This is a genomic window from Salinigranum marinum (assembly GCF_024228675.1).
In the GTDB taxonomy this organism is placed as follows: Archaea; Halobacteriota; Halobacteria; order Halobacteriales; family Haloferacaceae; genus Salinigranum; species Salinigranum marinum.
In genome coordinates this window covers 1,842,454-1,868,452 of sequence record NZ_CP100461.1, presented here as the reverse complement: position 1 = coordinate 1,868,452, position 25,999 = coordinate 1,842,454, and the positions used below count along the sequence as shown (strand labels likewise).

The window sequence follows — 25,999 nt, the reverse complement described above, 5'->3', positions numbered from 1 at the left end:
CGAGCGGCGGCGTCTCGTGACTGTCGTGTCGGTGACTATCGTGCGGACTCGCTGTCTACGAGCCCTCGATCTCCCACGCCTCGTCGACTCTCCCCTTCTCGTCGCCGACGAGCGACGGGTGGGTCCGCTGTCGCTCCCGATGCGGCTCGGCGAAGCGTTCGCGCATCAGCTCCCGGGACGCGGCCTGTCGCCGCCGCTGTTCGGCTGGACCGATCTCCTCACACCCCGGTGGCACCTCCCGCCCGCGGTCGGTGAAGTAGCCCTCGGGGGTGACCCAGTCGTGGTAGAAGGGGGTGTCGGAGTCGTGGACGAGCGTGATCCCCACCTGGGCACCGTGACCGGCGGCGACGACCGCCTGGTGGTACGTCTCGGCGAGGCGGCCGGCGGCGTACAGCCCCGCCACCGAGGTCCGGCCGACGCCGTCCTCGTCGACGAACGTCTTCGAGCCGGCGGTGCGTCGGTCGACCCCCGCGGGGAGGTACGAGGCGTCGCTCCAGGAGGCCGCGACGACGTATCTCGCCCGGCGGCTGTCGCCCGCGGCCGTCCGGACGTCGATCCAGGGGTCGTCGTCGCCCGGTTCGATCGCGGCGACGCGGGCCGACTCGATCACGACGCCGTTCCGCTCGGCCTGTTCGGTCAGGAGATCCGCGAACAGCCGCGGGTTCACCCCCGCGGGGAAGCCGGGGACGTTTTCGAGGTGTGCGTTCCGCCGGAGGATCGATTCGCCGTCGTTCAGCACGAGCGTGTCGAGCTCCGCCCGAGCGGTGAACGTCGCCGCAGTGAGGCCGGCGACGCCACCGCCCACGACGAGTACGTCCGTGGTGGGTTCGGTGACGGTCACACCCACGCTTGGTGGGGGACCGTGATGTGCGTACCGTCGTCGGCCGGCCGTCGGGCCGCTCCGACACCCACCCGCCGGAGGCCCACAGGGTTTTGTCCCCGGACGCCTACCCTTGGTCGTGGACGAGATCGTCGTCAGCACCGTCGTCTACCTCCCGCCCGACGAGGTGTACGAGTTCCTCGAGGACTTCCCTCGGTACGCGCGGTACTCCGAGTACCTCAAGAACGTGCACCAGCGCGGCGACGGTGGACCGGGGACGCGCTACGACCTGCGCTTCGCGTGGTGGAAGCTCACCTACACCGCCCGCTCGGAAGTCACCGACGTCGACCCGCCGTGGCGGATCGACTGGCGCATCGTGAAGGACCTCCACGCCCACGGCCAATGGCGCGTCGAGGAACTCGACGACCTCCCGGCCGACGCGCCGGCCGACGCCGACGTGGCCTGTCGCGTCACCCTCGGCGTCGAGTTCGACGCGCAGACCGCGCGGGACGGCACGCTTGACCTCCCCCGGTTCGTCTCGTTCGACTTCGTGGTCGGAAAAATAAAACCGGTCCTCGTGAAGGAAGCCCAGCGGGTCGTCGAACGGATCGTCGCCGACATCGAAGGGCGGAGCCGCGAGGTCGAACTGGTGGTCGAACGCCGACCGTCGTGAGACACCGGAGTAGTCCGTCCGCCACCGACGGTAGTTGACCATACAGCCAGCCAACTCCGATATAATCACTCACTCGATATATTTTACACGATCTGTCGCAAAATATCTGCCGTCCGACACGCTTTTGCGTTGTATTCAACACTGTTCGACTATGGAGCTCGAAGACGTCCCCGTCGACAGGCTCATGACCGACCAGGTCGTCACCGTGACGCCCGGGACGCGTCTCACCGACGCCGCGGAGACGATGCTGGCGCACGGGATCGGGTCGCTGGTGGTCGTCGACGACGACGCACGGCTGGTCGGCGTCCTGACGGGGACCGACTTCCTGGACATCATCGCGTCCGGCCGGGCCCGACCCGACGCGACCGTCGAGCAGTACATGACCGACCAGGTCGTCACCGTCGGTGCCGAAGACGATGTCGGCGACGCGGCGGCCACGATGATCACCAACGACATCCAACATCTCCCGGTCGTCGACGTGGACGCGGGCGTCGTCGGGCTGCTGTCGACGACGGACCTCACCGCGTACCTCTCGTACGGCCGGGGAACCGACGTATGAACCGTCCGGCGGCGTGACCCGATCGGGTCGCCCGCGCTCCATCCAGGCGGTCGCGTGTCGAAAGGAAATACTCATACACCGGCCCCGATGATGGATGTGGCATGGGTGGCAGCCGGTGCGCGTAGTCATTATCGGTGCCGGACAGGTCGGGTCGTCGATCGCCGCCGACTTGGACGACACGCACGACGTCGTCGTGGTCGAACGCGACCCCGAGCGGGCCGAGGAACTCAACTACTCGCTCGACGTGCTGGCGATCCGGGGCGACGGGACCGCCGTCTCGACGCTCGAGGAGGCCGGCGTCGACGAAGCGGACATGGTCATCGCCTCGACCGACAACGACGAGACCAACATCGTCGCCTGCTCGACGGTGAAGGCGGTCTCGGACGCCTTCACCATCGCCCGCGTCAAGAACACCGAGTACCTCTGGACGTGGCGGCGCTCGGAGAAGGCCTTCGGCGTCGACTTCATGGTGTGTACGAACCTGCTCACCGCCGAGGCCATCGTCCGCGTCGTCGGATTGCCCGCGGCGCGGGACGTCGACCCCTTCGCCGGCGGTCGCGTCCAGATGGCCGAGTTCGAGGTCGACGAGGGGAGTCCCGTCGCCGACCAGACCGTCCAGGAGGCCGACCGCTTCGACGCGCTCACGTTCGCGGCCATCCTCCGCGACGGCTGCGTCGAGATCCCTCGCGGCGAGACGACGATCCGCGCCGGCGACCGCGTGGTCGTCATCGGTTCGCCCAAATCCGTCCAGGAGTTTGCCGCGTCGGTCGCCCCCGAGGAGTCGCCCGGCACCGCCGAGGAGGTGGTCGTCGTCGGGGGATCGGAGATCGGCTACCACGTCGCCCGCCTTCTGGAGGAACGTGGCTTCAGCCCGCGACTCATCGAACAGGACGGCGAACGCGCCCGCGAACTCGCCGAGGAACTCCCGAAAACGGTCGTGATGGAGTCCGACGCGACGGATCTGGACTTCCTCGAACGCGAACACGTCGGCGAGGCCGACATGCTCATCGCCACCCTCGACTCCGACGAGAAGAACCTGCTCGTCTCGCTTCTGGCCGCCAGACTCGGTGTCGAGCGCACGGTGGCGGTCATCGACACGCCGACGTACGTCGAACTGTTCGAGGCGGTCGGCATCGACGTCGGCGTCTCCCCGCGCGAGGTTGTCGCCGAGGAGATCACTCGCTTCACCCGCGAGGGTGGCGCGGAGAACGTCGCGCTCATCGAGTCGGACAAGGCCGAAGTGCTGGAGATCGAGATCGACGCCGACAGCGTCCTCGCGGGCCACGCGATCCGCGATTCGGTCTCGGAGCTCCCCGAAGGCGTCGTCATCGGGGCGATCACCCGCGAGCGCGAGTTCGTCGTTCCGCGTGGGGATACCGTCATCGAACCCGGCGACCACGTCGTCGTCTTCGTCGACACCGCCGTCAGCGACCGCGTGGCGTCGCTCCTGTAGGCCGTCTCCTACGTCCCTCTGTCGCTGTCGTCGTCGGTTCCGTCGGTGAGCCGCGCGGTCGCCGTCCGGACCGTTTCGATCGTCGACGCCTGCTGTTCGTTCGCGGCCGCGATGTCGGTCACGCCCGACGACACCTCCGCGGCGGTCTCGGCGACGTCGTCGGCCATGCTCGCGACCGCCTCGGTGCTCGACGCCTGTTCGTCGGTCGCCTCGGCGACGTTGCGGATCCCGTCGGCGGTCTCGCGGACGGCGTCGGCGATGTCGTCGAGGTCGGACTGCACCCCGTCGACCTGGTCGAGCCCCGCCTCGACGCGCTCGGTGGCACGGTCGAGGCTCGCCGCCGTCTCGGCCGTGTCCGTCTGGATCTCCGCGACCGTCGTCTCGATCCGCCGCGCCTGTGACTGTGCCTCCCCGGCGAGGTTCTTCACCTCGTCGGCGACGACGGCGAAGCCGTCGCCCGCTTCCCCCGCCCGAGCGGCCTCGATCGAGGCGTTCAGCGCGAGGATGTTCGTCTGATCGGCGATCGAGTCGATGACCTCGACGACGTCGTCGATGTGGTCGACGCGCTCTTCGAGCGCCTCGACGTCGGCGGCCACGTCGGTGGCGGCGTCGCTCACGTCCGCCATCGCGTCGGCGGCGGCCGTCGCCGACTCGTGGCCCCGTTCGGCGAGTTCCTCCGCGTGGGTGCTCGTCGTCTCGACCTCGTCGGCGGTCGCGGCGATCTCCTCGACCGTCGCGCTCAGGTTCGACGCCTCCGCGGTGACCGTCCCCGCGCGCTCGGTGAGCGCGCTGGCGTGGTCGTCGATCCGCCCCGACCGGTCAGCGACGCGCGCCGACGCCTCGCGGAGCTCCTCGATCGGCGTCTCTACCTCGCGCTCGACGTCCCGCGCCAGTTGCTCGTGGCGGTCGAGGGCGGTCTCCAGCCGCGAGGCGTACGAGTCGATGTACGTCTCCATCGCGATCGCCTGGTCGAGCGTGACGATCTTCAGAAGCGACGTGACGCGGTCGACGACCTCCCCGACGGCCCGTTCGACGGCGTCTTCGCCCTCGTGCCGGGAGACGGCGTCGTCGCCGATCGCCCGGACGAGTCCCTCCGTGTAGACGGTGTACGCGCCGAGATACAGCTCCGGCCCGAGCCCGATCATATCGTGTATCTTACCGATCCGCGCGCGGCGGGCCACGTAGTCGAGGTCGTACGTCCCGGAGACCAACCCCCTGAGATACGCCTCCTGCGAGCGCTTCAACGCCGCCATCGGGAGCGACGACCGCTCTAAGATCCCCGCCGCCTCCTCGTCGGTTCGGAGTCGGTCGTAGAAGTCGTCGACGAGGTCGGCCGCGACCCCGTCGACGACGCCGTCCATCCCCGCCAGCCGGTCGACGTCGGCGTCCGTCAGGTCGAAAAACTCCTCGCGCCGCGCGAGTTCCTGTCGGTCGATACCGATGTCGGCAGCCAGCGCCTGGCCGTCGAGATTCCGTCTGTCGGCGTCCGTCACACCGGTTCGGTCCGTCGAATCTGTAGTAGCTCGTGACACGCGTTGTAGTCCCGTCGGCCCGCCCCCGAGGCGGACCACTTGTGGTGTGTACCGATCCGACGTCGTTCTAGTTCACTGCTCGGCCGCAGTATCACGGTGTTTTATATATTGGGTATCATCGCTGAGAGCCGGACGTGAACGCTTTTCACCGATCCCCGTCCGCCGTGAGTCATGACTGAGGGGATCCGCGTGGAACTCGCCGTCGCGTGCGACAGCCACTGTCCGGTCGCCGCCGCCTCCCGGGACGTCGACGGCGAGATCACCGACGTGTCGCGGGCGGTCGTCGACGGCCACCGCGTCGACGAGTATCGCGTGGGACGCGACGCACGGGACCCGGTCGGGACGCCCGTGTTCGAGACGCGCGAGGCGGTCGTGTACCGCACCACCCAGCCGTGCGGGACGGGCTGTCCCTGTGAGGTGATCGAGGCACAGGGCTGTCCGGTCGCCGGCGTTCGGGGCGTCGACGGACGGCTCGTCGTCGCCTTCTACGCCCCGGGCCGGGCGACGGTTCGACGCGTCGTCGACGCGCTCTCCGAGTCGTTCGATGTCAGCCTGCGGCGACTGGTCGCGGGCGACGGTGCGGCCGGCCGGGCGGGAGACGCGACGGTCGTCGACCGGGGGCGGCTCACCGACCGCCAGCGGGAGGTCGTCGAGACCGCCCACCGGATGGGCTACTTCGAGTACCCCAGGGGAGCCACGGCGGAGGCGGTCGCGTCGGCGCTGGGCGTCTCACCGTCGGCGTTCGCGGAGACGCTTCGAGCCGCCGAGCGAGCGCTCCTTGACGAGTGTCTCCCCGGCGCGTCCGGGCACGGCGACCCCGTCCGTGCCGCCGACAGTCGGCCCTGACGGTACTTCAGTAAGTTGAAGACGCGCTCGGGACACGTCCGGGTGTGTATCCGATGGACGGTGGGGGGCCGTGAAACTCCGCGTCAACTACCGGGCGAGCCTCAGCCTCGTGGGGAGCGTGCTAAAGTATCTCGCGGTCCCGCTTTGTATCCCCGTCGTGACCGCGCTGGCGTACGGTGAGGCGGTCGCCCCGTTCGTCGTCACCATCGCCCTGACCGTCGCGGTCGGCGTCGGCCTCGAACGGCTCGAGCCCGACCCCGACATCCTCGCCCGCGAGGGCTTTCTGATGGTCGGGGCGACGTGGCTCGCGGTCAGTCTCGTCGGGGCCGTCCCATATCTCGTCGAGGCGCACGGCCTCCCGCCGGTCCTCGCGGCCACCCACCCCGAATCGACGCTCGCGAACCCCGCGAACGCGCTGTTCGAGTCGATGTCGGGCTTCACCACGACCGGGGCGACCGTCCTCGGCGACATCTCCTTCGAGAGCCACGGCCGCGGGATCATGATGTGGCGACAGCTCACCCAGTGGCTCGGCGGGATGGGGATCGTCGTGCTCGCGGTCGCGATCCTCCCGGAGCTCTCCGTCGGCGGCGCACAGCTCATGGACGCCGAGGCCCCCGGCCCGGGCATCGAGAAGCTGACGCCGCGGATTGCCGAGACCGCCCGAGCGCTCTGGGGGGCGTACCTCGGCTTCACGATCCTGGAGATCGGGCTCCTCTACGCGTTGCACGTCGGCGGGCTCGCGCCCAACATGAGCGCGTACAACGCCATCGCCCACGGCCTCACGACGATGCCCACTGGCGGGTTCTCGCCCGAAGCGCGGAGCATCGAGGCGTTCTCGGCGGCGGTCCAGTGGCTCGTGATCCCCTTCATGGTCGCGGCCGGGACCAACTTTGCGCTGTTTTGGCACGTCCTCACGGGCGACTCGGGCCGGCTGTTCCGCGACGCCGAGTTCCGCTTTTACGCCGGCACGCTGGCGGTCATCACCGCGCTGGGGGCGGGGCTCCTGTTCACCGGGAGCGGGCTCGTGACGAGCGTCCCGCCGGGCGAGACGTACGACGCGGCGTACCTCGACGCGTTCCGCGGCACGATCGTCGGCGGGGCCGAACCGGCGCTCAGACACGCCGCGTTCCAGGCCGTCTCCATCGTGACCACCACGGGCTACGCGAGCATGGACTTCAACTCGTGGTCGGCACCCGCCCAGTACCTCCTGCTGTTCGCCATGTTCATCGGCGGCTCCGCCGGGTCGACCGGCGGGTCGGTCAAGATCGTCCGCTGGTACGTCATCCTGAAGTCCGTGCGGCGGGAGCTGTTCACGACGGCCCACCCCGACGCGATCCGCCCCGTTCGTCTCGGCGGCCGGACGATCGACGAGCGGGCGATCCGCGGGATCTACGCCTTCACGCTCCTCTACATCGTGCTGTTCTTCGTGGCGACGGCGCTGCTGTTCGCCGACGCGACGCGCATCGGCCAAGAGCTGTCGGTGCTGGAGGCGATGAGTGCCGCCGCGTCGACGCTCGGCAACGTCGGCCCGGGCTTCGGGACCGTCGGCCCGATGGGGTCGTACATCGACTTCTCGAACCTCGGCAAGCTGTTCATGATCGCCCTGATGTGGGCCGGCCGCCTGGAGATCATCCCCGTGCTCGTGCTGTTCACCCCCGAGTACTGGCAGCGGTGACCGACCGCCGTGGGCGTGGGTCGTCGACGGTCGACGCCGTCCGGCGGCCACGGTCGACGACGCGGTCGGGGGCCGATTCGCCGGATCGGGCGAAGTTCACAAAGGATTTAACGTGATAGGTCGACGCCACGACGTAGTCCCGCACTCCTCCACGCGCCCACCCTCGCGGGACGGTCCCCACCCATGTCGTCACGTTACGCAGCCACTGACTCCCCCGCCCTCGGCATCGTCTGGCCCGCCCTCGTCGCGTACTCTCTCGTCGTCTGTGCGCTTCACTTCGGCGGCCTCGCGTACGAGGTGTACACCAGCGTCTGGTGGTGGGATCTGCTCACCCACTCGCTGTCGGGCTTCGGCGTCGCCGCCTGGCTCTGTCTCGTCCGCGTCACGCCGTTCGACTCGCGCCAGTTCGTCGCGCTCCCGCTCGCCGTCCTCGCCATCGGGGCGGGCTTCGAGGTGTACGAGTACCTGTTCAAGGACTTCTACGTCGACTGGACGGTGGCGTATAGTGCCTAGTGGAAGTTATGAAGGTGGAATCTGATGTCTGAGGTATGTCTGGAGATCGCCGCAAAGAGATCGTCCGTCACCTCAGTGAGGACGATCTCGATCGACTCCTCACGGAGTCTACAGATGAAAAACTCACTGAGCGGCTGATCTTCATCAAGCGGTTGTACAAGGGTGCGACCTTGGAGGACGCTGCCGACGATGTCGGCAGGTCCTCCGCAACAGGAACACGTTGGGCCCGCCGATGGAACAAGGGTGGCCTCGGACTTTTGATGCCGAACTTCGGGGGCGGCAGGCCCCCGAAGCTCGGCGAAGAACAACAGGAACGCCTCTTGGAACTGCTCCGTGAGGGCCAACCGTGGAAGAAACAGGAGATACAGCACCTCATCAACGAGGAGTTCGACGTTGAGTTTCACCCAGGCCACCTCACTACGTTCCTCGAAAAGCTCGGCCTCTCCTACGCAATTCCGCGGACTAAGCGTCCATCACGGCCAGAGGATGCCGAAGAGATCCTCGACGAACGCGTCGGCGACGCGTTCGACGAGGGATCTGATGAGCCGCACAACAAACGCGACGGAGACGACGAGGAAGGCTGGGTCGTTGACGAAGAGATCCGGACGGACGGTGGAACTGTGCTTGGATTTCTCGACACATCGCATCCACAACCGTGGGATAACTCACAGCGACTCTACACCGTCGACGACCCTCACATTACCCGACCGCTGGTTCGTCTAACTTCACCAGCGGTCGGGTTCTATGCACTCTCTGGTGAGAGTGTACTCCAGTTCCCGACTACTCAGGAGAAAGAGCGAATCTGCGAGTGTCTCGAAGGGATCCGCGAGCAGAATCCGAGCCAGCGGATTCTGCTCGTCTTGGATAACTTCTCTTCACACGTGTGCGAGTACACACGCAAACGAGCTCATCAGCTTGGGATTGACCTCGTGTTTCTCCCCGTTGGCTCACCGGATCTTAATCCGATCGAGCAGGTCTGGAAGAGTCTGAAATGGGAAGCGTCACCATTGATTGTGGAGAGCGCGGCAGAATACCGCGCTCTCCTCACCGAGCTCTTCGAGAAGCTCACGACCCAGCTAAGTTTCGCGGCCTCTTGGATCGACAATTATCTCGGCGGCTATCTTCAGAAGTTACGCTAAGTACTATACGCCACCGACACGGTGATCGACCTCGCACTCGACACGCTCGGTGCCGTCGCGTTCGCTCTCTGGCACGCCCGCCGGTCCGACGCCGGTGACGCGGAGGCGTCGATGGCGACGCAGTCGTCGCGCTGACGGCCCGGCACCGTCCGATTCCGCCGGCGAGCGAGCCACACCGGTATCGCTGGACAACTCCCCCCTCAGCCACCGCTACGGGAGATACTCACGGTCGGGCCGTCGATTCTCACCGACGGAGAACGACGGTCGCCGTTGAGGTGTGCCCGGCACCGATCTGAGGTATGAACCGCTGGATCCACGCCGAGGTAGACGGCCTTGTGGACGCGCTGTTCGACGCGGGCTGGATCGACGCCGACACCGCGGCCCGGGCGCGAGAGCTCCTGGAGGCGGGACGGCCGACGAGTGCCCTCGATCTGGTGCGAGCGGCCGCACTCTCAGTGGCCACCGCGGCCGCCTGAGCGCGACGCCTTCGGAACCGCCTGCCGTCGGGTTCGACCCGGAGCGACGGCGCTGACGGTCCGCCCACGCGCGAGGACGGACACTGGGCTCCGCGGTTCGGGGTCGTTCTCAGCGGCTGGGAGCGCACACCCGGGTTGAAACGGTCGCGTGTGTGACGTTTACGCATGGCACGAGATCCGTACGGACAGTGGACGGGCACGCCCATGGACGACGCGGACGTCGACGCCCTCTTGGAGTCGAACGGGTGGGGCGTGCTCGCACTGGCCGACGACGACGAACCGTACAGCATCCCGATCTCGTTCGGGTACGACGGGCAAGACGTCTACTTCTCCTTCCTCAGGACCGGGGGAGCGAGCCGTAAGTCGACGTTCATCGCGGACGGGAAGACCGCACGGCTCCTCGTGACGACCGTCAGGGCCCGCTTCGACTGGCAGTCCGTCGCCGTGACCGGTCCGGTCGCATCGATCGACTCCCACGGCGACGACTGGGAGACGCTGGTCGGCCTCCTCGAACGGAACCCCTGGTTCTCCTCGGCGTTCGAAGACGCCGAGGATGTCGAGGGAATCCGGGGGTGGCGGCTCGCTCCGACGTCGGTTCACGGCGTCGAGGTCCGCCCCGGCCGCGACTGACGCCGAGTCGACCGCCGCCGCTCACTCTTCGACTGCGCTCGCCGCCCGGATCATCGTCGCCTCGTCGAACTTCGGGGCCACGAGCTGTAACCCGACGGGGAGCCCGTCGGCGTCGCCCGCCGGCACCGAGATCGCGGGGAGGTTCGCCAGGTTCACCGGGACGGTGTTGGCGTCCATCAGGTACAGTTGGAGCGGGTCGTCGAGGCTCTCGCCGAGTTCGGGCGGGAGGACCGGCATCGTCGGCGAGGCGACGAGGTCGACCGACTCGAAGACGGTCTCGAAGTCCTGGCGGACCCACGCGCGGGCGTCCTGGGCCTTCTTGTAGTACTTGTCGTGGTAGCCGGCCGAGAGGGCGTACGTCCCCAGGAGGATCCGGCGTTTGACCTCCGCTCCGAACCCCTCGTCGCGGACCGCCGCGAACGCCTCGTTCCAGTTGCCCGCTTCACTCGAGAGCCCGTAGCGGACGCCGTCGAACCGCGCGAGGTTCGAGGATGCCTCGGACATGGCGATGACGTAGTACGCCGCCAGCGCGTGCTCGACGGATTCGAGCGAGACCTCCTCGTACGTCGCCCCCTGTGCTTCGAGCCGCGAAACCGACTCCCAGAACGTCTCGACGACGCGCTCGTCGGCCCCCTCGACGAGTTCGGTGGGGATCCCAAGCGTGAGCCCGTCGACGTCGCCGTCGGCGGCAGCGGCGTAGTCCGAGTCGTCGCCCTCGTCGACGGTCGTCGAGTCGCGTTCGTCCGCGCCTGCGAGCACGTCGAGGAGCGCCGCGGCGTCCTCCACCGTGGGGGCGATCGGCCCGATCTGTTCGAGGGAGTTGGCGTAGGCGACGAGCCCGTAGCGGGAGACCAGCCCGTACGTCGGCTTGATGCCGACGACGCCGCAGAACGCCGCGGGGCACCGGATCGACCCGCCGGTGTCGGAGCCGAGCGCGAGGTCGACCGCGCCGGCGGCGACGGCCGCCGCCGACCCGCCCGAGGAGCCGCCGGGGACCCGGTCGGTGTCGACGGGGTTGCGCGTGGGGCCGAACGCGGACGTCTCGGTCGTCGTCCCCATGCCGAACTCGTCCATGTTCGACTTGCCGACGATGGTCGCGCCGGCCGCTTTCAGTCGAGACACGACCGTCGCATCGTACGGCGGAACGTAGTCGGAAAGCATCGCCGACCCGCAGGTGGTCCGGACGCCCTCGGTCGAGATGTTGTCCTTGACGGCGACCGTCGAGCCGGCGAGGGGGCCGTCGTCGGCGCCGGCCACCTCGGCTTCGGTGATGAACGCGTTCAGTTCGCCCATCTCACGACACCCGCGGCCCCTTGAACTGGCCCGCCTCGGTCTCCGCGGCGTTGCGGAGCGCCTCCTCCTGTGAGAGCCCCTCGCGGACCTCGTCGGGCCGCATCACGTTCACGAGGTCCTCGTCGGCCTCGATCTCGGGAACGTCGTCCAGCGTGTCGAAGTACGACAGGATGTCGGCGAACTGGGCGGCGAACTCCTCGACTTCCGCGTCGGCCAGGTCGACACGCGCCAGATCGGCGACGTGACGCACCTCCTCGCTGTCGACGGGCGAATCGCTCATGCCTGATCGAAACCACAGCGCGGGAGTAAGGGTTTCGGTGCCCCGTCGACCTGCTCGCGGCCGCGATCGGCCGGCGCAACGTTCATATATTCGTCCCCGCTCACCCAGCGTAATTCACGCGCACGGCGAATCGTGTCGTCTGCCGGCCGTCTCAACCGCACCGTGTGGTATTTTTCAGCACCGATCCACGGATACGAATACCCTATCTTTAATAACGTGGACGTGCTACTCTTATTCCGATAACGGCTGCCCTGCAGTCACTTCTCCCCCAACCAATGACCGAAAGCGTGAGAAGCTACGACCGAAACCGGAGTCGCGCACGCGCGCGCGAAAGCGAGGATGAATCGACGGAGTCCACCGAGGAGTCCCTCCACTGCCCCGAGTGCAACGGCCCGCTCGCGACCGACACGGAGCACGGCGAGACCGTCTGCGAACACTGCGGCCTCGTGGTCGAAGAGGACGAGATCGACCACGGCCCCGAGTGGCGGGCGTTCGACTCGAAGGAGAAAGACCAGAAGTCCCGTGTCGGCGCGCCCACGACGAACATGATGCACGACAAGGGGCTGTCGACGAACATCGGCTGGCAGAACAAGGACGCCTACGGCAACTCCCTGTCGTCCAGGCAGCGCGAGAAGATGCAACGACTTCGCACCTGGAACGAGCGCTTCCGCACGCGCGACTCGAAAGAGCGTAACCTCAAGCAGGCGCTCGGCGAGATCGACCGCATGGCCTCGGCGCTGGGACTCCCGGACAGCGTCCGCGAGACCGCGTCGGTGATCTACCGCCGAGCGCTCGGTGAGGATCTCCTCCCCGGCCGCTCGATCGAGGGCGTCTCCACCGCCTCGCTGTACGCTGCGGCCCGACAGGCCGGCACCCCCCGATCGCTCGACGAGACCGCCGCCGTCTCTCGCGTCGAGAAGGACGAGATCGCCCGGACGTACCGCTACATCGTCCGCGAGCTCAAACTCGAGATCAAGCCCGCCGACCCCGAGCAGTACGTCCCGCGGTTCGCCAGCGACCTCGACCTCTCCGACGAGTCCGAGCGCCGCGCCCGCCAACTCCTCCAGAACGCCAAGAAGCAGGGCGTCCACTCGGGCAAGTCCCCGGTGGGGCTCGCCGCCGCCGCGGTGTACGCGGCCTCGCTCCTCACGAATGAGAAGGTCACCCAGTCGGAGGTCTCCGACGTCGCGAACATCTCTGAGGTGACGATCCGCAACCGCTACCACGAACTGCTCGAAGCCGAAGAGCAGGTCCAGCTCGGCTGATCGGTCCGTTCTCGCGCTCTCGTCGACAGCGTTCGTCGTGCACGACGGCTGCTCTCCGGACCGTCCGCTCCGGCCGGGGCGCCGCGGCACGGACCGCCGTCGACCGACCAGCCGAAGGGTTTTGCCCGGCGTCGCACACTCCCGAACCACGCCCGTCGAATCCGGTCCCGTGACCGCGTACGCCGCGTGGCACCTCGTCCTCGTCGGTCTCTGGACGCTCGCGTCGCCGTTGCTCTCCACCGTCGAGGAGCGGCGCTCGACGACACCATCGGCGTCGGGATGGTGACGACGGCGCTCGCGCTGTTCGTCGCGGTCGGCATCCGGCGGGGCTGAGACCCACCGACTGCACCGCGGCCATAGCGGAACGCAAAAGCCCGCCGCGCCGGACCACCGCCCATGGAGACGACACGCCACTTCACCGCCACCGTCTACGTCGTCAACGAGGGGGCGACCGCCCTCCACGCACACCCGGGGCTCGGCATCCGTCTGCCGCCCGGCGGCCACGTCGACCGCGACGAACTCCCCCACGAGACCGCGCTCCGGGAGGCGCGCGAGGAGACCGGTCTCGACCCGACACTTCTCACCGACCACCGCGAGATCGCCTCGGAGACGTCGCGGGCGGTCCCGCGGCCCCGGCACCTGATGCTCGCCGACGTGAACCGCTTCGACGACCACGTCGGCCACCAGCACATCGACCACGTCTACTTCGCGACGGTCGACTCCCGTGCGATCGCGCCGGACGACGGCGAGGAACCGGCCGCGGCGTGGGACTGGTACACGGCTGCGGAGCTCCGCGCGGCCGACGTGGACGAGGACGTGTGCGCGCTGGGAACCGAGGCGATCGAGACGGCGGCCGCCGACTGACGACCCGTACCCGGCTCGCCGCCTCGCCCGCGCTCAGCGGCGCGCGAGACCCCGAGCGGCGAGTCGCTCGGCAGCCGCGTCGACGTCGACCGGCGGATCGTCCCAGCCGAGTGTCTCGAAGAGGCGGACGACCGTGGGCGGTTCGAGCCCCGCGGTCGCCAGCGTCTCGGCGTCGGTCAACACGTCCGAGACGGGACCGTCGGCGACGATGGTTCCCGTGGGGCCGACGACGACGATCCGGTCGGCCACCCGGGGGAGCAGTTCGACGTCGGGCGTGACGGTCACGAGGGTCGCTCCCGCTCGACAGCGCCGGTCGAGCAGGTCGAGCACGTCGGCCGTCCGTGGCGCGTCGACGGCGCTCACGGGCTCGTCGAGGAGGAGCACGTCCGGTTCGAACGCGAGGACGCTCGCCAGTGCGGCGCGCTTCTTTTCGCCGCCGCTCAGGCGGTGCGGTGGCTTGTCGAGCAGGTCGCCGAGATCGAGCGCGTCGGCGAGAGCCGCCACGCGGTCGTCGGCCTCCTCGCGCGGCACGCCGAGTTGGGCGGGGCCGTACTCGACGTCCGCTCTCACCGTCGTGTTGAACAGGTAGTCGTCGGGCTCTTGCAGAAGGACGCCGAGTCGCTCGCGGACCGCCTCGGCGTTCGTCGTCTCGCCGAAGTACTCGACCCGTCCATCCGCGGGTTCGACGAGGCCGCCGAGCGCCTGCAGGAGCGTGCTCTTCCCCGACCCGTTCGGGCCAGTGATCGCCACGCGCTCGCCCGACGCGACGGTGAGGTCGACGCCGTCGAGCGCGACGGTCCCGTCGGGGTACGCGTACCGGAGGTCGCGCGCACGGAGGACCGGCGCGGTCACGACAACACCACCAGCGCGAGCGTGCCGAGCGCCGTCAGGGTGAACAGGCCGTCGCGCACGCCGAGCGGCCGCGGCCGACGGTACGGCGTCGCCGGTCGCGCACCCCCCCGGGCCCGCATCGCTCGCTCGACGCGCTCGCCGCGTTCGATCGTCCGCAGGAGAAAGCTCCCCGAGAGCGCCCCGAGTTCGCGCCACTCGGCGGCGATCCCGCGCGGGCGGAGCCGTCGGCTCTCCCGCGCAAGCAGCGCCCGGTGGAGCTCGGCGAAGCTCACGAACAGGTAGCGGTAGGTGAGCGCGAGGAGCGTCGTCGGCGTCGTCGGCGCGCCGAGCCGCCGGAGCGTCGCCACGAGCGTCCCGAACGGCGTCGTCAACGTGAGGAGCGTCACGAGGGCGACGCTCGCGGTCACGCGGGTCTCGAAGACGGCGACGTACGCGAGCCCCGTGTGGGTGATCTCGACGCCCCAGAGTGTCGCTGCCGTCGGCCCCGGGTAGAGGATGAGCTGGGGGAGGACGACGACACCCGAGAGCGCCGCGACGGCGAGCGTCCGCGCGAGGAACGATCGGAGCGGCACCCGCGACGCGACCGCGAGGGCGACCGCGAGAGCCAGCAGGCCGACGAGGACGACCAGATCCGCCGAGAGCGCGGCCGCGACGAGGAGCGCGACGACGCCGAGGAGCCGGACGGCGGGGTGGAGTCGCTGGACGAAGCCGTCGACCGCCGCCGTCTCCTCGGTTTCGAGCGCCGCGCGGACCACACCGACGAGATCGGTCGAGACGTGGAGGAGGGCCGTCATCGCCTCACGGGTCGGGGTTGCGGTCGAGTAGCCGGCCGACGCCGAGCGCGACGCCGAGGGTGATCGCCGTGCCGACGACCCCCGAGACGAGCGTGCCGACGACCGTTCCGGTGCCCGGGACGGAGTAGTCGGGGAGGGGGCTTCCGAGGAGCGTCCGCTCGTGTTCGACCGCGCCGGTCGCCTCGGCGACGTTCTCCAGCGGTTCGGCGTAGCCGACCGCGCCGGCGGCCAGCGCGAACACCGGCGCGAGCAACACCAGCACACCGACGGCGACGAGCGAGCGGCGGAGCCACGGGCGGGTCACGGCCGAGGCGCTCACGCCGCCACCTCCTCGGGGGTCGCGCGGGCACGGCCGAGCCCGAGCACGAGGTCTGGTCGGACCTGCACGAGGTAGCGCACGACGAGGACGGTGATCGCTCCCTCGACGAGGCCGAGAACGGCGTGTCCCGCGGTCATGACGGTGAGGGTCGTCCCGAGGTCGTACGCGAACGTCGACGAGAGGCCCGCCTGAAGGCCGACCGCGGCCGCCGAGACGGTGATCGCACCCCAGCCGGCGACGAACGCGGCGAGGGTCTCGTCGACGCCGACGAGCGCGCGGAACAACACGTAGCCGACAAACACGTCGATGACGGCCATGTTCAGCAGGTTCGCGCCGAGCGCGAGGACGCCCCCGTCACCGAAGACGAACGCCTGGACGACGACGACCGACGCCATCGCCAGACAGCCGAGATACGGACCGAGGAGAATAGCGGCGAACGCGCCGCCGACGAAGTGCGCGCTCGTGCCGCCGGGGATCGGCCAGTTGAGCATCTGTGCGGCGAAGATGCCGGCGGCAACGACGCCGAGAAGCGGGACGCGCGCCCCGTCGAGGCCGCCGCGCAGTTTCCACGAGGAGACCCCGACCGCGGCCGCCGCCAGCAGGAAACAGCCGGCGAGCACCCACGGGTCGAGAAAGCCGTCAGGAATGTGCATGTGGGGTTCGACCGGAACGTTTTGCCCGGCGCGGATAATACTTTCTACTCGGTTCGTAATATCGGTTCTGTTCTCCGAGAATTGACAACGAAAGCGCTTTTATCCGGTCGAGAACCGGTTGTTCGGTCACTCATACACGCTCGATCGTGACGACGCCCGTGGGTCGGCGGAGAGAAAGCTTCATCGCGCCGGAGGCGGGACCGGGAGGCATGGCCGAGCGCCTCGACCGTGTGAGTCTCACCGTCCCGACCACCCTGCTCGCGGAGGTCGACGACGTTGTCGCAGACGCCGACTACGACAGCCGTTCGGAGGCGATCCGGGACGCCCTCCGCGGGTTCGTCTCCTCGTACCGGTGGCGCGACGACCTCGACGGTCGCCATCAGGGCTCGGTCGTCATCCTGTACGACCACGATGTCGCGGGCGTGACGGACGCCCTCCTGGCTCTCCAGCACGAACTCCACGAGACGATCGTCTCGACCCAGCACGTCCACCTCTCGGCGGACCGGTGTCTGGAGACGCTCGTCGTCGACGGGCCGGCGGCCGACATCCGCGACCTCGTGCGCCGCATCCAGTCGCTCCGTGGCATCCAGCAGGTGCAACTGGCGGTCGTCGGCGACTCGGACGACGAGATCAGGTCCGTCCACGGCGGTGGCCACGGTTACGACCACCACGACGGTCACGGTCACGATCACGACGGCCCCGACCGCTGAACCGGTCCGCGACCGACCCGTCAGGTCTCGTCGACGAGCGACCGCACGTACTGGCCGACGTGGTCGTCCAGCCGGCGTTTGTAACCCGCCTGTCGCGCCAGCCGGTCGAGTTCGCGGGAGACGAGGCTCCCGTACTGGACGGCTTTCTTTTTCGAAGCGGCGACCGACGCGGGGACGACCCCCTCGGCGGCACGCCTGAGCGCGACCTTCCGCTCCTCGTCGGTCGCCAGCAGGTCGCCGGGGAGCGGGAGCGCCGCCCGGACCACGCGGTCGTCCAAGAGGGGTGCGACGGGTTCGACGCCCGCCGCGCGGAGCGCGAGGACGTCCCGTTCCAACTGCCGGGGTAACGTTTCGACGGTCTCCCGGCGGGCACCCCTGACGGTGTCGGCGTCGACGCGGTGGTCCTCGGCGGGGGAGACGACCTTGGCGTAGCCGCCGAACAGTTCGTCCGCGCCCTGGCCCACGGCCAGCCGCGAGAAGCCGTCCGCGCGGGCGCGCTCGGCGACGAGGACGAGCGGGAGCGCGATCCCCACGTCCATGGGGTTCGTCCGGCCCGTCGCGGCGACGACCCGCGGCACGGCGTCGCGGAGGTCGTCGTGGGTGAGTTCGACGACTCGGAGGTCGCGGTCCATCGCCGCGGCGGCCTCCCGGGCGGCGGCGACGTCGTGTGAGTCGGGAAAGCCGGCGACGTAACAGGGGGCGTCGACGCCGCTGGCGACGAGCGCGGAGTCGACGCCACCGGAGAACGCGACCGCGAGGCCCTCGTCGTTGACGCCGCGGACACTCTCCAGCACGGCCGTCCGGACCGCTTCGATCGCCCGCTCGCGGTCGGACTCCGGCGGGTGGTCGGGAAGCGTCCACACCCGCGCATCGTCGCCCGAATCGAGGTCGACGACGCGGCCCGCTCCCACGGGTCGTGGCTCGTCGAGTCGACCGGGTTCGAAGCTCCAGCGATGGCCGTCGACGAAGACGGGCTGTCGCCCGAGGACGTCGCGGACGACGCGCCCGCCGCGCCCCCCGGCCGCGCCCTCGCCGGTCCCTCCGTCGTCGGCCGAAACGGCCGCCCCGGTGTCGAGCGCGCCGGCGAACCCGCCGGTGCCGGGGAAGGGATCGCGGTCCGCGAGCGCCGCCCGGACGACGGCCGGCGCGGCACCGCGGAGAACGTCACGGGCCATCGGCGTCACAAGGCGTCGAGGACGGTGTGTTTCACCCGGCGCGGGACGCCCGACAGCGCCTGTCGGACCGAGACGCGCCACGGCGTTCGCCGGCCGACGACACTCGTCCGCCCCTCGCAGACGGCGTCGAGGATCGCTTCCGGCGTGCGATCGTCGGTGCCGACCGCGGTGACGGCGCGTCCGACCATCTCGGCGATGTGCGCGTCGCTCCCGGCGGTCGTCGGGAGGTCGTGTCGGGCGGCGAACTTCTCGGCTTTGCGGTTGGCGAGGCCGGTCAACAGCCGCGAGTTGTACACCTCGATGGCGTCGGCGCTGGCCAGTTGCGCGGGTGAGACGTGTCGAGCGACGCCGTGGCGAGAGCTGTGGAACGGATGGGGAACGATCGCGACGCCGCCGCCCTCGCGGATCCGGTCGAGCGTCTCGTCGAACGGGAGGCCCGCGGGAACGAGTTCCTCGACGCCGAGCGCGAGGACGTGGCCCGCGGCCGAGGAGATCTCCATACCGGGGATGCCGACGAGGTCGTAGTCGGCGGCGATCGACGCGGCTTCGAGGCTGGCGTCGATCTCGTCGTGGTCGGTGACCGCGAGCGCGTCGAGGTCGGCCGACCGTGCCCGTTCGAGGAGGTCCTCGACGGGGTCACGCCCGTCGTACGAGAGCGCCGAGTGTGCGTGCAACTCGACCGATAACACGGCCGTATTTTGCGCGGGTCAGTAGAAAAGCGCCTCGGTCCCGCCTCACTCGCCGGCGACCATGCTCGGCCCGATGACGAGGAGCGTCACGACGGTGACCGCGGCGACGCCGACGACGTAGACGACGATCGGTTCACCGACGTGTCCCTCGCCGAGCGCCGTGAGGAACTCGTGGTCCAGCGCGATCACGACCAAGCCCGCGAGGGCGAGCAGGATCCCGAGCGTACCCCAGATGCGTGACTCTTCCATTACTCGTGGGTGATTCGGGCGCTCGATAAATGCGTGTCGAAATTCGCCGTCGGGAGTCCAACTCGAGCGTCCACCGTCGCCGCCGACGGCGCGTGGCACACTGATAAACGACCTACGCTCGGAGGGGCAAACCGTTTTAGCCGGATCGTCGTACGTGGCCCAATGCCCGTCAGTTGCCTCTCGACGCCGGAGGATCGATGACCGCGCTCTCACGCCCTGGGCCGCTCGACGGCCTCCGAGTCGTCGACTTCTCCGGCATGATCAGTGGCGGCTTTGCGACGCTCATGCTCGCCGACTTCGGCGCGGACGTCGTCTTCGCCGAACACCCCGAGCACCCCGATCCCCTCCGCGAGTGGCCGCCGTTCGAGGCGGGCGTCTCGCTGTGGTGGAAGGCGATCGCCCGGAACAAACGCTGTGTGACGCTGAACCTCTCGACCGACGAGGGGCGAGATCTCGCGCTCGATCTCGTCGCGGACGCCGACGTCGTCTTCGAGAACTTCCGCCCCGGCACGATGGAGCGGTGGGGGCTGGGCTACGAGGACCTCAAAGCCGTGAACGAGTCGGTGATCATGCTCCGCATCTCGGGCTACGGCCAGACCGGGCCGCGCTCGGAAAAGCCCGGCTTCGGGACCGTCGCCGAGGGGATCTCGGGGTGGGCGCACGCCAACGGCTTCGCCGACCGCGAACCCCTCCTGCCGCCGATCTCGCTCGCGGACCTCACGGCTGCGCAGTTCGCCGTTCAGGCGACGCTCATGGCGATCTTCGAGCGCGACGTCGGCCGCGGCGGCAGCGGCGAGGGCCAGGTGATCGATGTGTCGCTGTACGAACCGCTCTTCCGGCTGTTCGTCGGCGACGTCGAGGCGTTCGACCAGGACGGGTCGGTGCGCGAGCGCCGCGGGAACCAGCATCCCAACGCCGCGCCGCGGAACGTCTACGAGACCGCCGACGGCTACATCACGCTGTCGGCGTCGAACCAGCGCATCTGGGAGCGCGTGGCGCGGGCGATCGATCGCGAGGACCTGCTCGAGCGCGACGAGTTCGCCACCAACGAGAAACGGGTCGAGAACGCCGACGCGCTCGACGCCGAGATCGAGGCGTGGACGCGCGAACACCCCACCGAGGAGGTGATCGAGACGATCGAGGCCGAGGGCGGCATCCTCGGGCCCGTCTACGACATGCGCGACGTTTTCGCGGACGAGCAGTACGCCGCCCGCGACAACGTCGTCAGCGTCGACGACGACGAGGTCGGGCCGTTCCGGACCCACGGGGTGGTTCCGAAGTTCTCGCGGACGCCCGGCGAGGTGACCCACGCGGGCCCGCCCCACGGCGAACACAACGTCGAGGTGTACACCGAACTCGGCCTCGACGCGGAGGAGATCGCCGAACTCGAAGCCGGGGAGATCATCTGAATGCGCCTGCAGGACGTCACCGTCCGCGAGGGCGGGCAGATGCCGGGGCGATCGTACGGCGTGGACGACCGGGTCACGGCCGCGAGCGCGCTCGATCGCCTCGGCCTCGACTACGTGCAGGCCGGCTTCGCCGTCACGGGCGACCCCGACGCCGCCGCCATCGACCGGGCGGCGAGCGTCTGCGACGCGGACATCGTCTCGATCGCCCGGGCCGTCCCGAGGGACGTCGACGCCTCGCTCGACGCGGGCGCGGACGTCGTCGAGGTGTTCGGCCCGCTCTCTGAGCTCCACTTGGCGCACACCGTCGGGAAGTCACGCGCGGAGATGCTGGAGGCGATGCGCGCGGCCGTCGATCGGGTCCGCGAGGGCGGCGCGACGCCGTTTCTGACGCTCGTCGACGCGTTCCGCACCCCACCGGAGGTCGTCGTCGACGCGGTCGCGGCGTTCGACGACTGCGCGTTCGTGAGCTTCGCCGACACGGTCGGCAACGCCACGCCGCGGTCGGTCCGGGCGTTCCTCGAATCGGTCGGCGAGTCGGTCGACCTCGGTCGTACCGGCGTCCACCTCCACGACGACCTCGGCTGTGCGACCGCGAACGCGCTCGTCGCTTACGAACTCGGGGTGGGGAAGGCGGACGTGTCGGTCGCCTCACTGGGCGAACGCGCGGGCAACACGGCGCTGGAGGAACTCGTCGTCGCGGGCGTGCTCGACTACGACGAGGGGTTCGGACTCGCGGTCGAGGAACTGGTTCCGGCCTGCCGGGACGTGCTCTCGACGCTCGGCGAGTCGGTCGACCCGCGGAAGGCGGTGCTGGGCGAGGAAGTCCACGAACACGAGTCGGGCATCCACGTCGCCGCCATGCTCGAAGCGCCGAGTTCGATGGAGCCGTACGATCCGACGCGCTTCGGCGGGTCCCGAACCCTCGTGTTCGGTCCCGAGACCGGCCGCGGCGGTGCCCGCCGACTCCTCGACCGGGCGGGGGCGGAGGTTACGGACGAGCGCGTCGAGCGACTCGTCGCCCGACTCGCCGACGAGGGGCCGATGGAACTCGACGACGCGGTGTCGCTCGCGGACGAGGTCTGAGCCGCCCGTTCGGCGCGTGCCCGGCCAACAGGGGGAGGGCAACAGTTAGGCCCCCCGCCCCTCCAGTAACGCGTGGAGTGTTTACAGGTGACACATAATCTCGGTGTTGACGTCGGGGGAACGTTCACCGACGTCATCGTCTTCGACGAGGAATCCGGCGAACTCACGATCTCGAAGGTGCTCTCCACGCCGGAGAACCAGTCTGAGGGGGTCGTAACAGGTGTGACGCGGGCGACGGAGAAGGCGGACACCGCCGTCGGGGATCTCGATCTCGTCTTCCACGGGACGACCGTCGTGACGAACATGCTGTTGGAGGAGACGGGTGCGGACGTGGGGCTGCTCGTGACGAACGGGCATGAACACGTCCTGCACCTCGCCCGGGCGTGGACGCCCGGCCCGCTGTACGGCTGGATGGCGATGGAGAAACCCGCGCCGCTGGCGGATCTGGTCGACACCCGCGGGATCTCGGGCCGGGTCGCCTCCCCCTCGGGCGAACGCACGGAAGGAATCGACGAGGCCGAGGTCGAAGCCGCGGTGGACGAACTCGTCGACAACGGCGTCGAGGCGCTCACCGTGGCGCTGTTGAACTCGTATCTGAACCCTGCTCTCGAACGACGGGTCCGGGAGGTCGTCGCCGACGCATACCCCGACCTCCCCGTCTCGATCTCTTCGGAGATCGTCCCCGAGTACGGCGAGTACGAGCGCACGCTGACGACGGTGATCAACGACTACGCCCGCCCGACGGTCATTCGCTATCTCGACACGCTGGACGATCGACTCGCCGCCGAGGGCTTTCACGGGAGCATGAACCTCGTCCGCTCGGACGGGGGGCTGATGTCGTCGGCCTCGGCGAAACGGCGACCCGTCGAACTCGCGCTGTCGGGGCCCTCGGGCGGCGTGGTGGGCGCGGCGACCCTGGCGGAGAAGAAAGGCATCCCGGACGTCCTCACCTTAGACATGGGTGGCACCTCGACCGACGTGTCGCTGGTCGAAGGCGGCTCGCCATCGACGTCGCGAGAGACGAAGGTGGGCTACCGCGAGTTCAAGGCACGGTCGGTCGACATCAACACGGTCGGGGCGGGTGGGGGCTCGATCGCCCGCGTCCAGATCAACGGCTCGCTCGTCGTCGGTCCCAACTCGGCGGGGGCCGACCCAGGGCCCGCGTCGTACGGCAGAGGCGGCGACCAGCCGACCGTGACGGACGCGAACGTCGTCCTCGGGCGCATTCCCGAGGCGGTGAAGCTCGGCGGTGATCTCGAACTCGACCGCGACGCCGCCCGGTCCGCGATGGAACGCGTCGCCGCCGACCGTGGGTCAAGCGTCGAGGCGGCCGCCCAGGCCGTCGTCGACCTCGTCAACGAGAACATGTACAGCGCGCTCCGGGTGGTGAGCGTCGAACGCGGCTACGACCCCCGCGAGTTCGGTCTCGTCGCCTTCGGCGGTGCCGGACCGATGCACGCCAACGCGCTCGCGGATCTCATCGGCTCCTATCCGTTGCTCATCCCGCCGGGTCCGGGCGTGATGTCGGCGTTCGGCTTCCTCACGAGCGACGTCCAGAACGAGTTCACCGAGACGTTCCTCGAGACCGAGACCGACGTCTCCGGCGGCGACGTCGCCGCCGCGTACGACGGACTCCGCGAGGAGGCCGCGGCGTGGCTCCGCGACGAGGGGGTCGACCCCGCGGATCACACGTTCGACTACTACGCCGACTGCCGCTACTACCGCCAGGACATCCAGATGTCCATCCCCGTCGAACGCGACGCGCTGACGGGCGAGAGGGGGCTCGCGGAGATCAAGGGCGACTTCGAGGACAGACACGACCGGCAGTTCGGCTTCTCGCTCGACGCGCCCCTCGAGATCGCGAACCTCCGCGTCATCGGGAAGGGGACGGTCCAGGGGGTCGAACTCGCCGCCGAAGAACTCGGGGGCGAAGACCCCTCGGCGGCGCACCTGGCCACCGAGTCGGTCTACTTCGGCGACGGGTTCCACGAGACGCCCGTTTACGACCGCGAGGAACTGCGGCCGGGCAACCGTCTCGCGGGCCCGGCGGTCGTCATCGAGGACGACGCCACCGTGGTCGTCCAGCCGGACCACGTGGCCGAGATCGATCGGTTCGGCTGCATCGAGATCACCCGAGGTGACACCCAATGAGTGAACCCGAGACCGAGACCGAAACCGAAGCCGAACCGGACTTCGTGGGTGCCCACGAGCGAATCGATCAGACGACGCTCGACATCGTCGAGTCCACGCTCGCGAACACCCGCTACGAGATGGATCGCGTCGTCGAGACGACGGCCATCTCGCCGGTCATCCGCGAGCAGTCCGACCAGTTCCCGATGATCGCCGACCGCAAGGGGCGGATGGTCATGGGGCAGTTCGGCTCCGCCATCGACGACATCATCGCCAACTCCCCGTTCGGGTGGGACGAGCTGGAGGAGGGGGACGTGATCGCCACGAACGACCCGTACATGTGCGAGGGGGCGGTCTCACACCTGCCGGACATGATGCTCCTCCGCCCCGTCTTCTTCGAGGGCGACCTCGTCGGCTTCTCGAGCCAGTGGGGCAACCTGATGGACGTCGGCGGGAAGACGCCGGGGTCGATCCCGATCAACGCCAACACCGTCTTCGAGGAGGGCATCCGCCTCCCACCCACCAAGCTGTACAAGCGTGGCGAGTTCGACGCCGAACTGCTGGAGACGTTCAAACACAACACTAGACTCCCCGACCACGCAGAGGCGGACATCAAGGCGCTCGCCGCCGGGACGAAGGCCGCGGAGACGCGCATCAAAGAGCTCTGTGAGCGGTTCGGCAAGGAGACGTATCTCCTCGCGTGTGACGCCATCCTCGACCGCACCCGCGACGGCGTCACCCAGCTCATCCGCGACCTCCTGCCCGAGGGCGAGACGTTCGTCTTCGAGGACTACGCCGACGACGACGGCCAGGGCAACGGCCCGATCAAGCTCCACATGGAGATGCGCCGCGAGGGCGACGACATCCACGTCGACTGGACCGGGACGGACGAGCAGGTGCCAGGCACGGTGAACTTCCTCCTGAACGAGAACATGTTCAAGATGTTCACGGGGGTGTTCCTCATCATGGCGTTCGATCCGCAGCTGACGTTCAACGACGGCTTCTACGACCGGATCCACGTCACTATCCCCTCCGGAACGGTCCTGAAACCGGAGTTCCCCGCCGCCCTGGGGAACCGACTGACGCTGATGGCCCGCCAGTTCGACCTCTTGCAGGAGGTGTTCTCGAAAGCCCTGGGCGAACAGTTCTCCGTCGCGGGTTCCTACGGGACGAGCCCCAACCTGGTGTACGCGGGCACCGACGCCGACGGGAACGACTTCCAACTCCTCGAAATCCTCTACGGCGGCATCCCCGCCCGGCCCGGCGGCGACGGGCTCGACGGCCACTCGTGGTGGCCGCTGTTCAAGACCGTCCCGACGGAGTACCTGGAGGCGTACTACCCGCTCACGATCGACGAGTACTCAACGCGAACGGACACCGGCGGCGCGGGCCGGTTCCGCGGCGGCCACGGCGTCCGGAAGGTGTACACGTTCGAGGCCGAGGGGGCGATCACCTTCCAGGACGACCGCGCACTCACTTACCCCTACGGTGTCGACGGCGGCGCGCACGCCCAACCCTCACGGAAGGAGCTGGTGCGGACGGACGGCACGCGCGAGGCGCTTCCCTCGAAGGTCGAGAACGTCCCCGTCTCGCCGGGCGACAAACTCGTCTTCGAGACGGCCGGCGGCGGCGGGCTCGGCGACCCGCTCGAACGCGACCCCCAGACGGTCGCCACCGAGGTGCGCCGGGGACTGATCTCCGCCGAGAGCGCCCGCGACGACTACGGCGTCGTCCTCGACGAGGGCGACCTCGACGCTGACGCCACCGCGGCCCTGCGCGAGGAGCGCCGCGCCGAGCGCGGCGAACTCCCGGAGTTCGACTTCGGGCCGCTCCCGAGCGAGGCCGAACTCGCCGCCCAGATCGAAGAAGAGCGCCGGGAGTTCGACGCGCGGTACACCAGCTGATCCATCAGTAGCCA

At 69.1% G+C, this 25,999-nt stretch carries 28 protein-coding genes; 17 read left to right on the top strand and 11 right to left on the bottom strand.

The features are described 5' to 3' along the window. Positions 1 to 55: 55 nt before the first annotated feature. On the bottom strand, positions 56 to 841 hold the full coding sequence (locus NKJ07_RS09165; protein WP_318570280.1) for an FAD-binding protein: 786 nt from the start codon (positions 839 to 841) through the stop codon (positions 56 to 58). Between the two features lie 118 nt (positions 842 to 959). Between NKJ07_RS09165 and NKJ07_RS09160 the strand changes: the two genes are divergently transcribed. From NKJ07_RS09160 to trkA, 3 genes are all read left to right on the top strand, one after another. Continuing rightward, on the top strand, positions 960 to 1,493 hold the full coding sequence (locus NKJ07_RS09160) for an SRPBCC family protein (RefSeq protein WP_318570279.1): 534 nt from the start codon (positions 960 to 962) through the stop codon (positions 1,491 to 1,493). Positions 1,494 to 1,644: 151 nt separating this feature from the next. Next, positions 1,645 to 2,052, top strand: a complete 408-nt coding sequence (locus NKJ07_RS09155; protein ID WP_318570278.1) for a CBS domain-containing protein — start codon at positions 1,645 to 1,647, stop codon at positions 2,050 to 2,052. A 115-nt stretch (positions 2,053 to 2,167) separates the two neighbouring features. Continuing rightward, complete coding sequence (gene trkA / locus NKJ07_RS09150; protein WP_318570277.1) at positions 2,168 to 3,505, top strand: Trk system potassium transporter TrkA; 1,338 nt, start codon at positions 2,168 to 2,170, stop codon at positions 3,503 to 3,505. 8 nt (positions 3,506 to 3,513) lie between these two features. Here trkA and NKJ07_RS09145 read toward each other — a convergent pair whose 3' ends face one another. Then, entirely contained in the window at positions 3,514 to 4,998 is a 1,485-nt protein-coding gene (locus NKJ07_RS09145; RefSeq protein WP_318570276.1) for a globin-coupled sensor protein, read from the bottom strand. A 210-nt stretch (positions 4,999 to 5,208) separates the two neighbouring features. Between NKJ07_RS09145 and NKJ07_RS09140 the strand changes: the two genes are divergently transcribed. The 6 genes from NKJ07_RS09140 (at position 5,209) to NKJ07_RS09115 (ending at position 10,316) form a co-directional block, all read left to right on the top strand. Continuing rightward, positions 5,209 to 5,883: a helix-turn-helix domain-containing protein gene (locus NKJ07_RS09140; RefSeq protein ID WP_318570275.1), complete on the top strand. Its 675-nt coding sequence runs from the start codon at positions 5,209 to 5,211 to the stop codon at positions 5,881 to 5,883. Positions 5,884 to 5,953: 70 nt separating this feature from the next. Next, on the top strand, positions 5,954 to 7,558 hold the full coding sequence (locus tag NKJ07_RS09135) for a TrkH family potassium uptake protein (RefSeq protein WP_318570274.1): 1,605 nt from the start codon (positions 5,954 to 5,956) through the stop codon (positions 7,556 to 7,558). 183 nt (positions 7,559 to 7,741) lie between these two features. After that, positions 7,742 to 8,071 (top strand): DUF2238 domain-containing protein, encoded by a 330-nt coding sequence (locus tag NKJ07_RS09130; RefSeq protein WP_425504740.1) that lies wholly within the window; start codon positions 7,742 to 7,744, stop codon positions 8,069 to 8,071. A 35-nt stretch (positions 8,072 to 8,106) separates the two neighbouring features. Continuing rightward, on the top strand, positions 8,107 to 9,210 hold the full coding sequence (locus NKJ07_RS09125; RefSeq protein ID WP_318569508.1) for an IS630 family transposase: 1,104 nt from the start codon (positions 8,107 to 8,109) through the stop codon (positions 9,208 to 9,210). A gap of 299 nt (positions 9,211 to 9,509) precedes the next feature. Further along, positions 9,510 to 9,686, top strand: coding sequence for a hypothetical protein (locus tag NKJ07_RS09120; RefSeq protein WP_318570273.1), 177 nt, complete (start codon positions 9,510 to 9,512; stop codon positions 9,684 to 9,686). A 165-nt stretch (positions 9,687 to 9,851) separates the two neighbouring features. Next, positions 9,852 to 10,316 (top strand): pyridoxamine 5'-phosphate oxidase family protein, encoded by a 465-nt coding sequence (locus NKJ07_RS09115; RefSeq protein WP_318570272.1) that lies wholly within the window; start codon positions 9,852 to 9,854, stop codon positions 10,314 to 10,316. A 21-nt stretch (positions 10,317 to 10,337) separates the two neighbouring features. Here the strand turns inward: NKJ07_RS09115 and gatA are convergent, their stop codons facing one another. Together gatA and gatC are read right to left on the bottom strand one after the other, a co-directional pair. After that, the gene (gene gatA / locus NKJ07_RS09110) at positions 10,338 to 11,609 is read right to left on the bottom strand and encodes an Asp-tRNA(Asn)/Glu-tRNA(Gln) amidotransferase subunit GatA (protein WP_318570271.1); all 1,272 of its coding nucleotides are present in this window, start codon (positions 11,607 to 11,609) and stop codon (positions 10,338 to 10,340) included. 1 nt (position 11,610) lies between these two features. Continuing rightward, complete coding sequence (gene gatC, locus NKJ07_RS09105; protein ID WP_318570270.1) at positions 11,611 to 11,889, bottom strand: Asp-tRNA(Asn)/Glu-tRNA(Gln) amidotransferase subunit GatC; 279 nt, start codon at positions 11,887 to 11,889, stop codon at positions 11,611 to 11,613. Between the two features lie 275 nt (positions 11,890 to 12,164). On the opposite strand from gatC, the gene NKJ07_RS09100 reads away from it, so the two are divergent. The 3 genes from NKJ07_RS09100 to NKJ07_RS09090 all read left to right on the top strand — a co-directional run bounded on the left by NKJ07_RS09100 (position 12,165) and on the right by NKJ07_RS09090 (position 14,018). Then, on the top strand, positions 12,165 to 13,154 hold the full coding sequence (locus NKJ07_RS09100; protein ID WP_318570269.1) for a transcription initiation factor IIB: 990 nt from the start codon (positions 12,165 to 12,167) through the stop codon (positions 13,152 to 13,154). 186 nt (positions 13,155 to 13,340) lie between these two features. Beyond that, positions 13,341 to 13,487, top strand: a complete 147-nt coding sequence (locus NKJ07_RS09095) for a hypothetical protein (protein WP_318570268.1) — start codon at positions 13,341 to 13,343, stop codon at positions 13,485 to 13,487. 63 nt (positions 13,488 to 13,550) lie between these two features. Next, positions 13,551 to 14,018 carry an NUDIX hydrolase gene (locus tag NKJ07_RS09090; RefSeq protein ID WP_318570267.1) on the top strand — a complete coding sequence of 156 codons (468 nt, stop codon included), beginning with the start codon at positions 13,551 to 13,553 and terminating at the stop codon, positions 14,016 to 14,018. A 33-nt stretch (positions 14,019 to 14,051) separates the two neighbouring features. On the opposite strand, the gene NKJ07_RS09085 is transcribed toward NKJ07_RS09090, so the two are convergent. Genes NKJ07_RS09085 through NKJ07_RS09070 form a run of 4 tightly spaced genes read right to left on the bottom strand, consistent with a single transcriptional unit; the run spans position 14,052 to position 16,636 of the window. Next, complete coding sequence (locus tag NKJ07_RS09085) at positions 14,052 to 14,870, bottom strand: energy-coupling factor ABC transporter ATP-binding protein (protein ID WP_318570266.1); 819 nt, start codon at positions 14,868 to 14,870, stop codon at positions 14,052 to 14,054. Beyond that, positions 14,867 to 15,664 (bottom strand): cobalt ECF transporter T component CbiQ, encoded by a 798-nt coding sequence (gene cbiQ, locus NKJ07_RS09080; protein WP_318570265.1) that lies wholly within the window; start codon positions 15,662 to 15,664, stop codon positions 14,867 to 14,869. The genes NKJ07_RS09085 and cbiQ overlap by 4 nt, the downstream gene beginning before the upstream one ends. Positions 15,665 to 15,668: 4 nt before the next feature. Beyond that, positions 15,669 to 15,983 (bottom strand): PDGLE domain-containing protein, encoded by a 315-nt coding sequence (locus NKJ07_RS09075; RefSeq protein WP_318570264.1) that lies wholly within the window; start codon positions 15,981 to 15,983, stop codon positions 15,669 to 15,671. Beyond that, positions 15,980 to 16,636 (bottom strand): energy-coupling factor ABC transporter permease, encoded by a 657-nt coding sequence (locus NKJ07_RS09070; protein WP_318570263.1) that lies wholly within the window; start codon positions 16,634 to 16,636, stop codon positions 15,980 to 15,982. Before NKJ07_RS09070 ends, NKJ07_RS09075 begins: the two co-directional genes overlap by 4 nt. Positions 16,637 to 16,845: 209 nt before the next feature. On the opposite strand from NKJ07_RS09070, the gene nikR reads away from it, so the two are divergent. Continuing rightward, the gene (gene nikR / locus NKJ07_RS09065) at positions 16,846 to 17,346 is read left to right on the top strand and encodes a nickel-responsive transcriptional regulator NikR (RefSeq protein ID WP_318570262.1); all 501 of its coding nucleotides are present in this window, start codon (positions 16,846 to 16,848) and stop codon (positions 17,344 to 17,346) included. Between the two features lie 20 nt (positions 17,347 to 17,366). On the opposite strand, the gene NKJ07_RS09060 is transcribed toward nikR, so the two are convergent. The 3 genes from NKJ07_RS09060 to NKJ07_RS09050 are packed head-to-tail and all read right to left on the bottom strand — an operon-like array spanning position 17,367 to position 19,459. Further along, a complete protein-coding gene (locus tag NKJ07_RS09060) occupies positions 17,367 to 18,521 on the bottom strand; it encodes an asparagine synthase C-terminal domain-containing protein (protein WP_318570261.1) in 1,155 nt (384 codons plus the stop codon). A 5-nt stretch (positions 18,522 to 18,526) separates the two neighbouring features. Continuing rightward, the gene (locus tag NKJ07_RS09055; protein WP_318570260.1) at positions 18,527 to 19,210 is read right to left on the bottom strand and encodes a PHP domain-containing protein; all 684 of its coding nucleotides are present in this window, start codon (positions 19,208 to 19,210) and stop codon (positions 18,527 to 18,529) included. A gap of 45 nt (positions 19,211 to 19,255) precedes the next feature. Continuing rightward, on the bottom strand, positions 19,256 to 19,459 hold the full coding sequence (locus NKJ07_RS09050) for a hypothetical protein (protein WP_318570259.1): 204 nt from the start codon (positions 19,457 to 19,459) through the stop codon (positions 19,256 to 19,258). A gap of 197 nt (positions 19,460 to 19,656) precedes the next feature. Here NKJ07_RS09050 and NKJ07_RS09045 point away from each other — a divergent pair, with 197 nt between their 5' ends. The 4 genes from NKJ07_RS09045 to NKJ07_RS09030 all read left to right on the top strand — a co-directional run bounded on the left by NKJ07_RS09045 (position 19,657) and on the right by NKJ07_RS09030 (position 25,985). Continuing rightward, entirely contained in the window at positions 19,657 to 20,868 is a 1,212-nt protein-coding gene (locus tag NKJ07_RS09045) for a CaiB/BaiF CoA transferase family protein (protein ID WP_318570258.1), read from the top strand. Continuing rightward, positions 20,869 to 21,951 carry a LeuA family protein gene (locus NKJ07_RS09040; RefSeq protein ID WP_318570257.1) on the top strand — a complete coding sequence of 361 codons (1,083 nt, stop codon included), beginning with the start codon at positions 20,869 to 20,871 and terminating at the stop codon, positions 21,949 to 21,951. Positions 21,952 to 22,038: 87 nt separating this feature from the next. After that, positions 22,039 to 24,102, top strand: a complete 2,064-nt coding sequence (locus tag NKJ07_RS09035; RefSeq protein WP_318570256.1) for a hydantoinase/oxoprolinase family protein — start codon at positions 22,039 to 22,041, stop codon at positions 24,100 to 24,102. Beyond that, positions 24,099 to 25,985 (top strand): hydantoinase B/oxoprolinase family protein, encoded by a 1,887-nt coding sequence (locus NKJ07_RS09030; RefSeq protein ID WP_318570255.1) that lies wholly within the window; start codon positions 24,099 to 24,101, stop codon positions 25,983 to 25,985. Before NKJ07_RS09035 ends, NKJ07_RS09030 begins: the two co-directional genes overlap by 4 nt. Positions 25,986 to 25,999 lie beyond the last annotated feature (14 nt).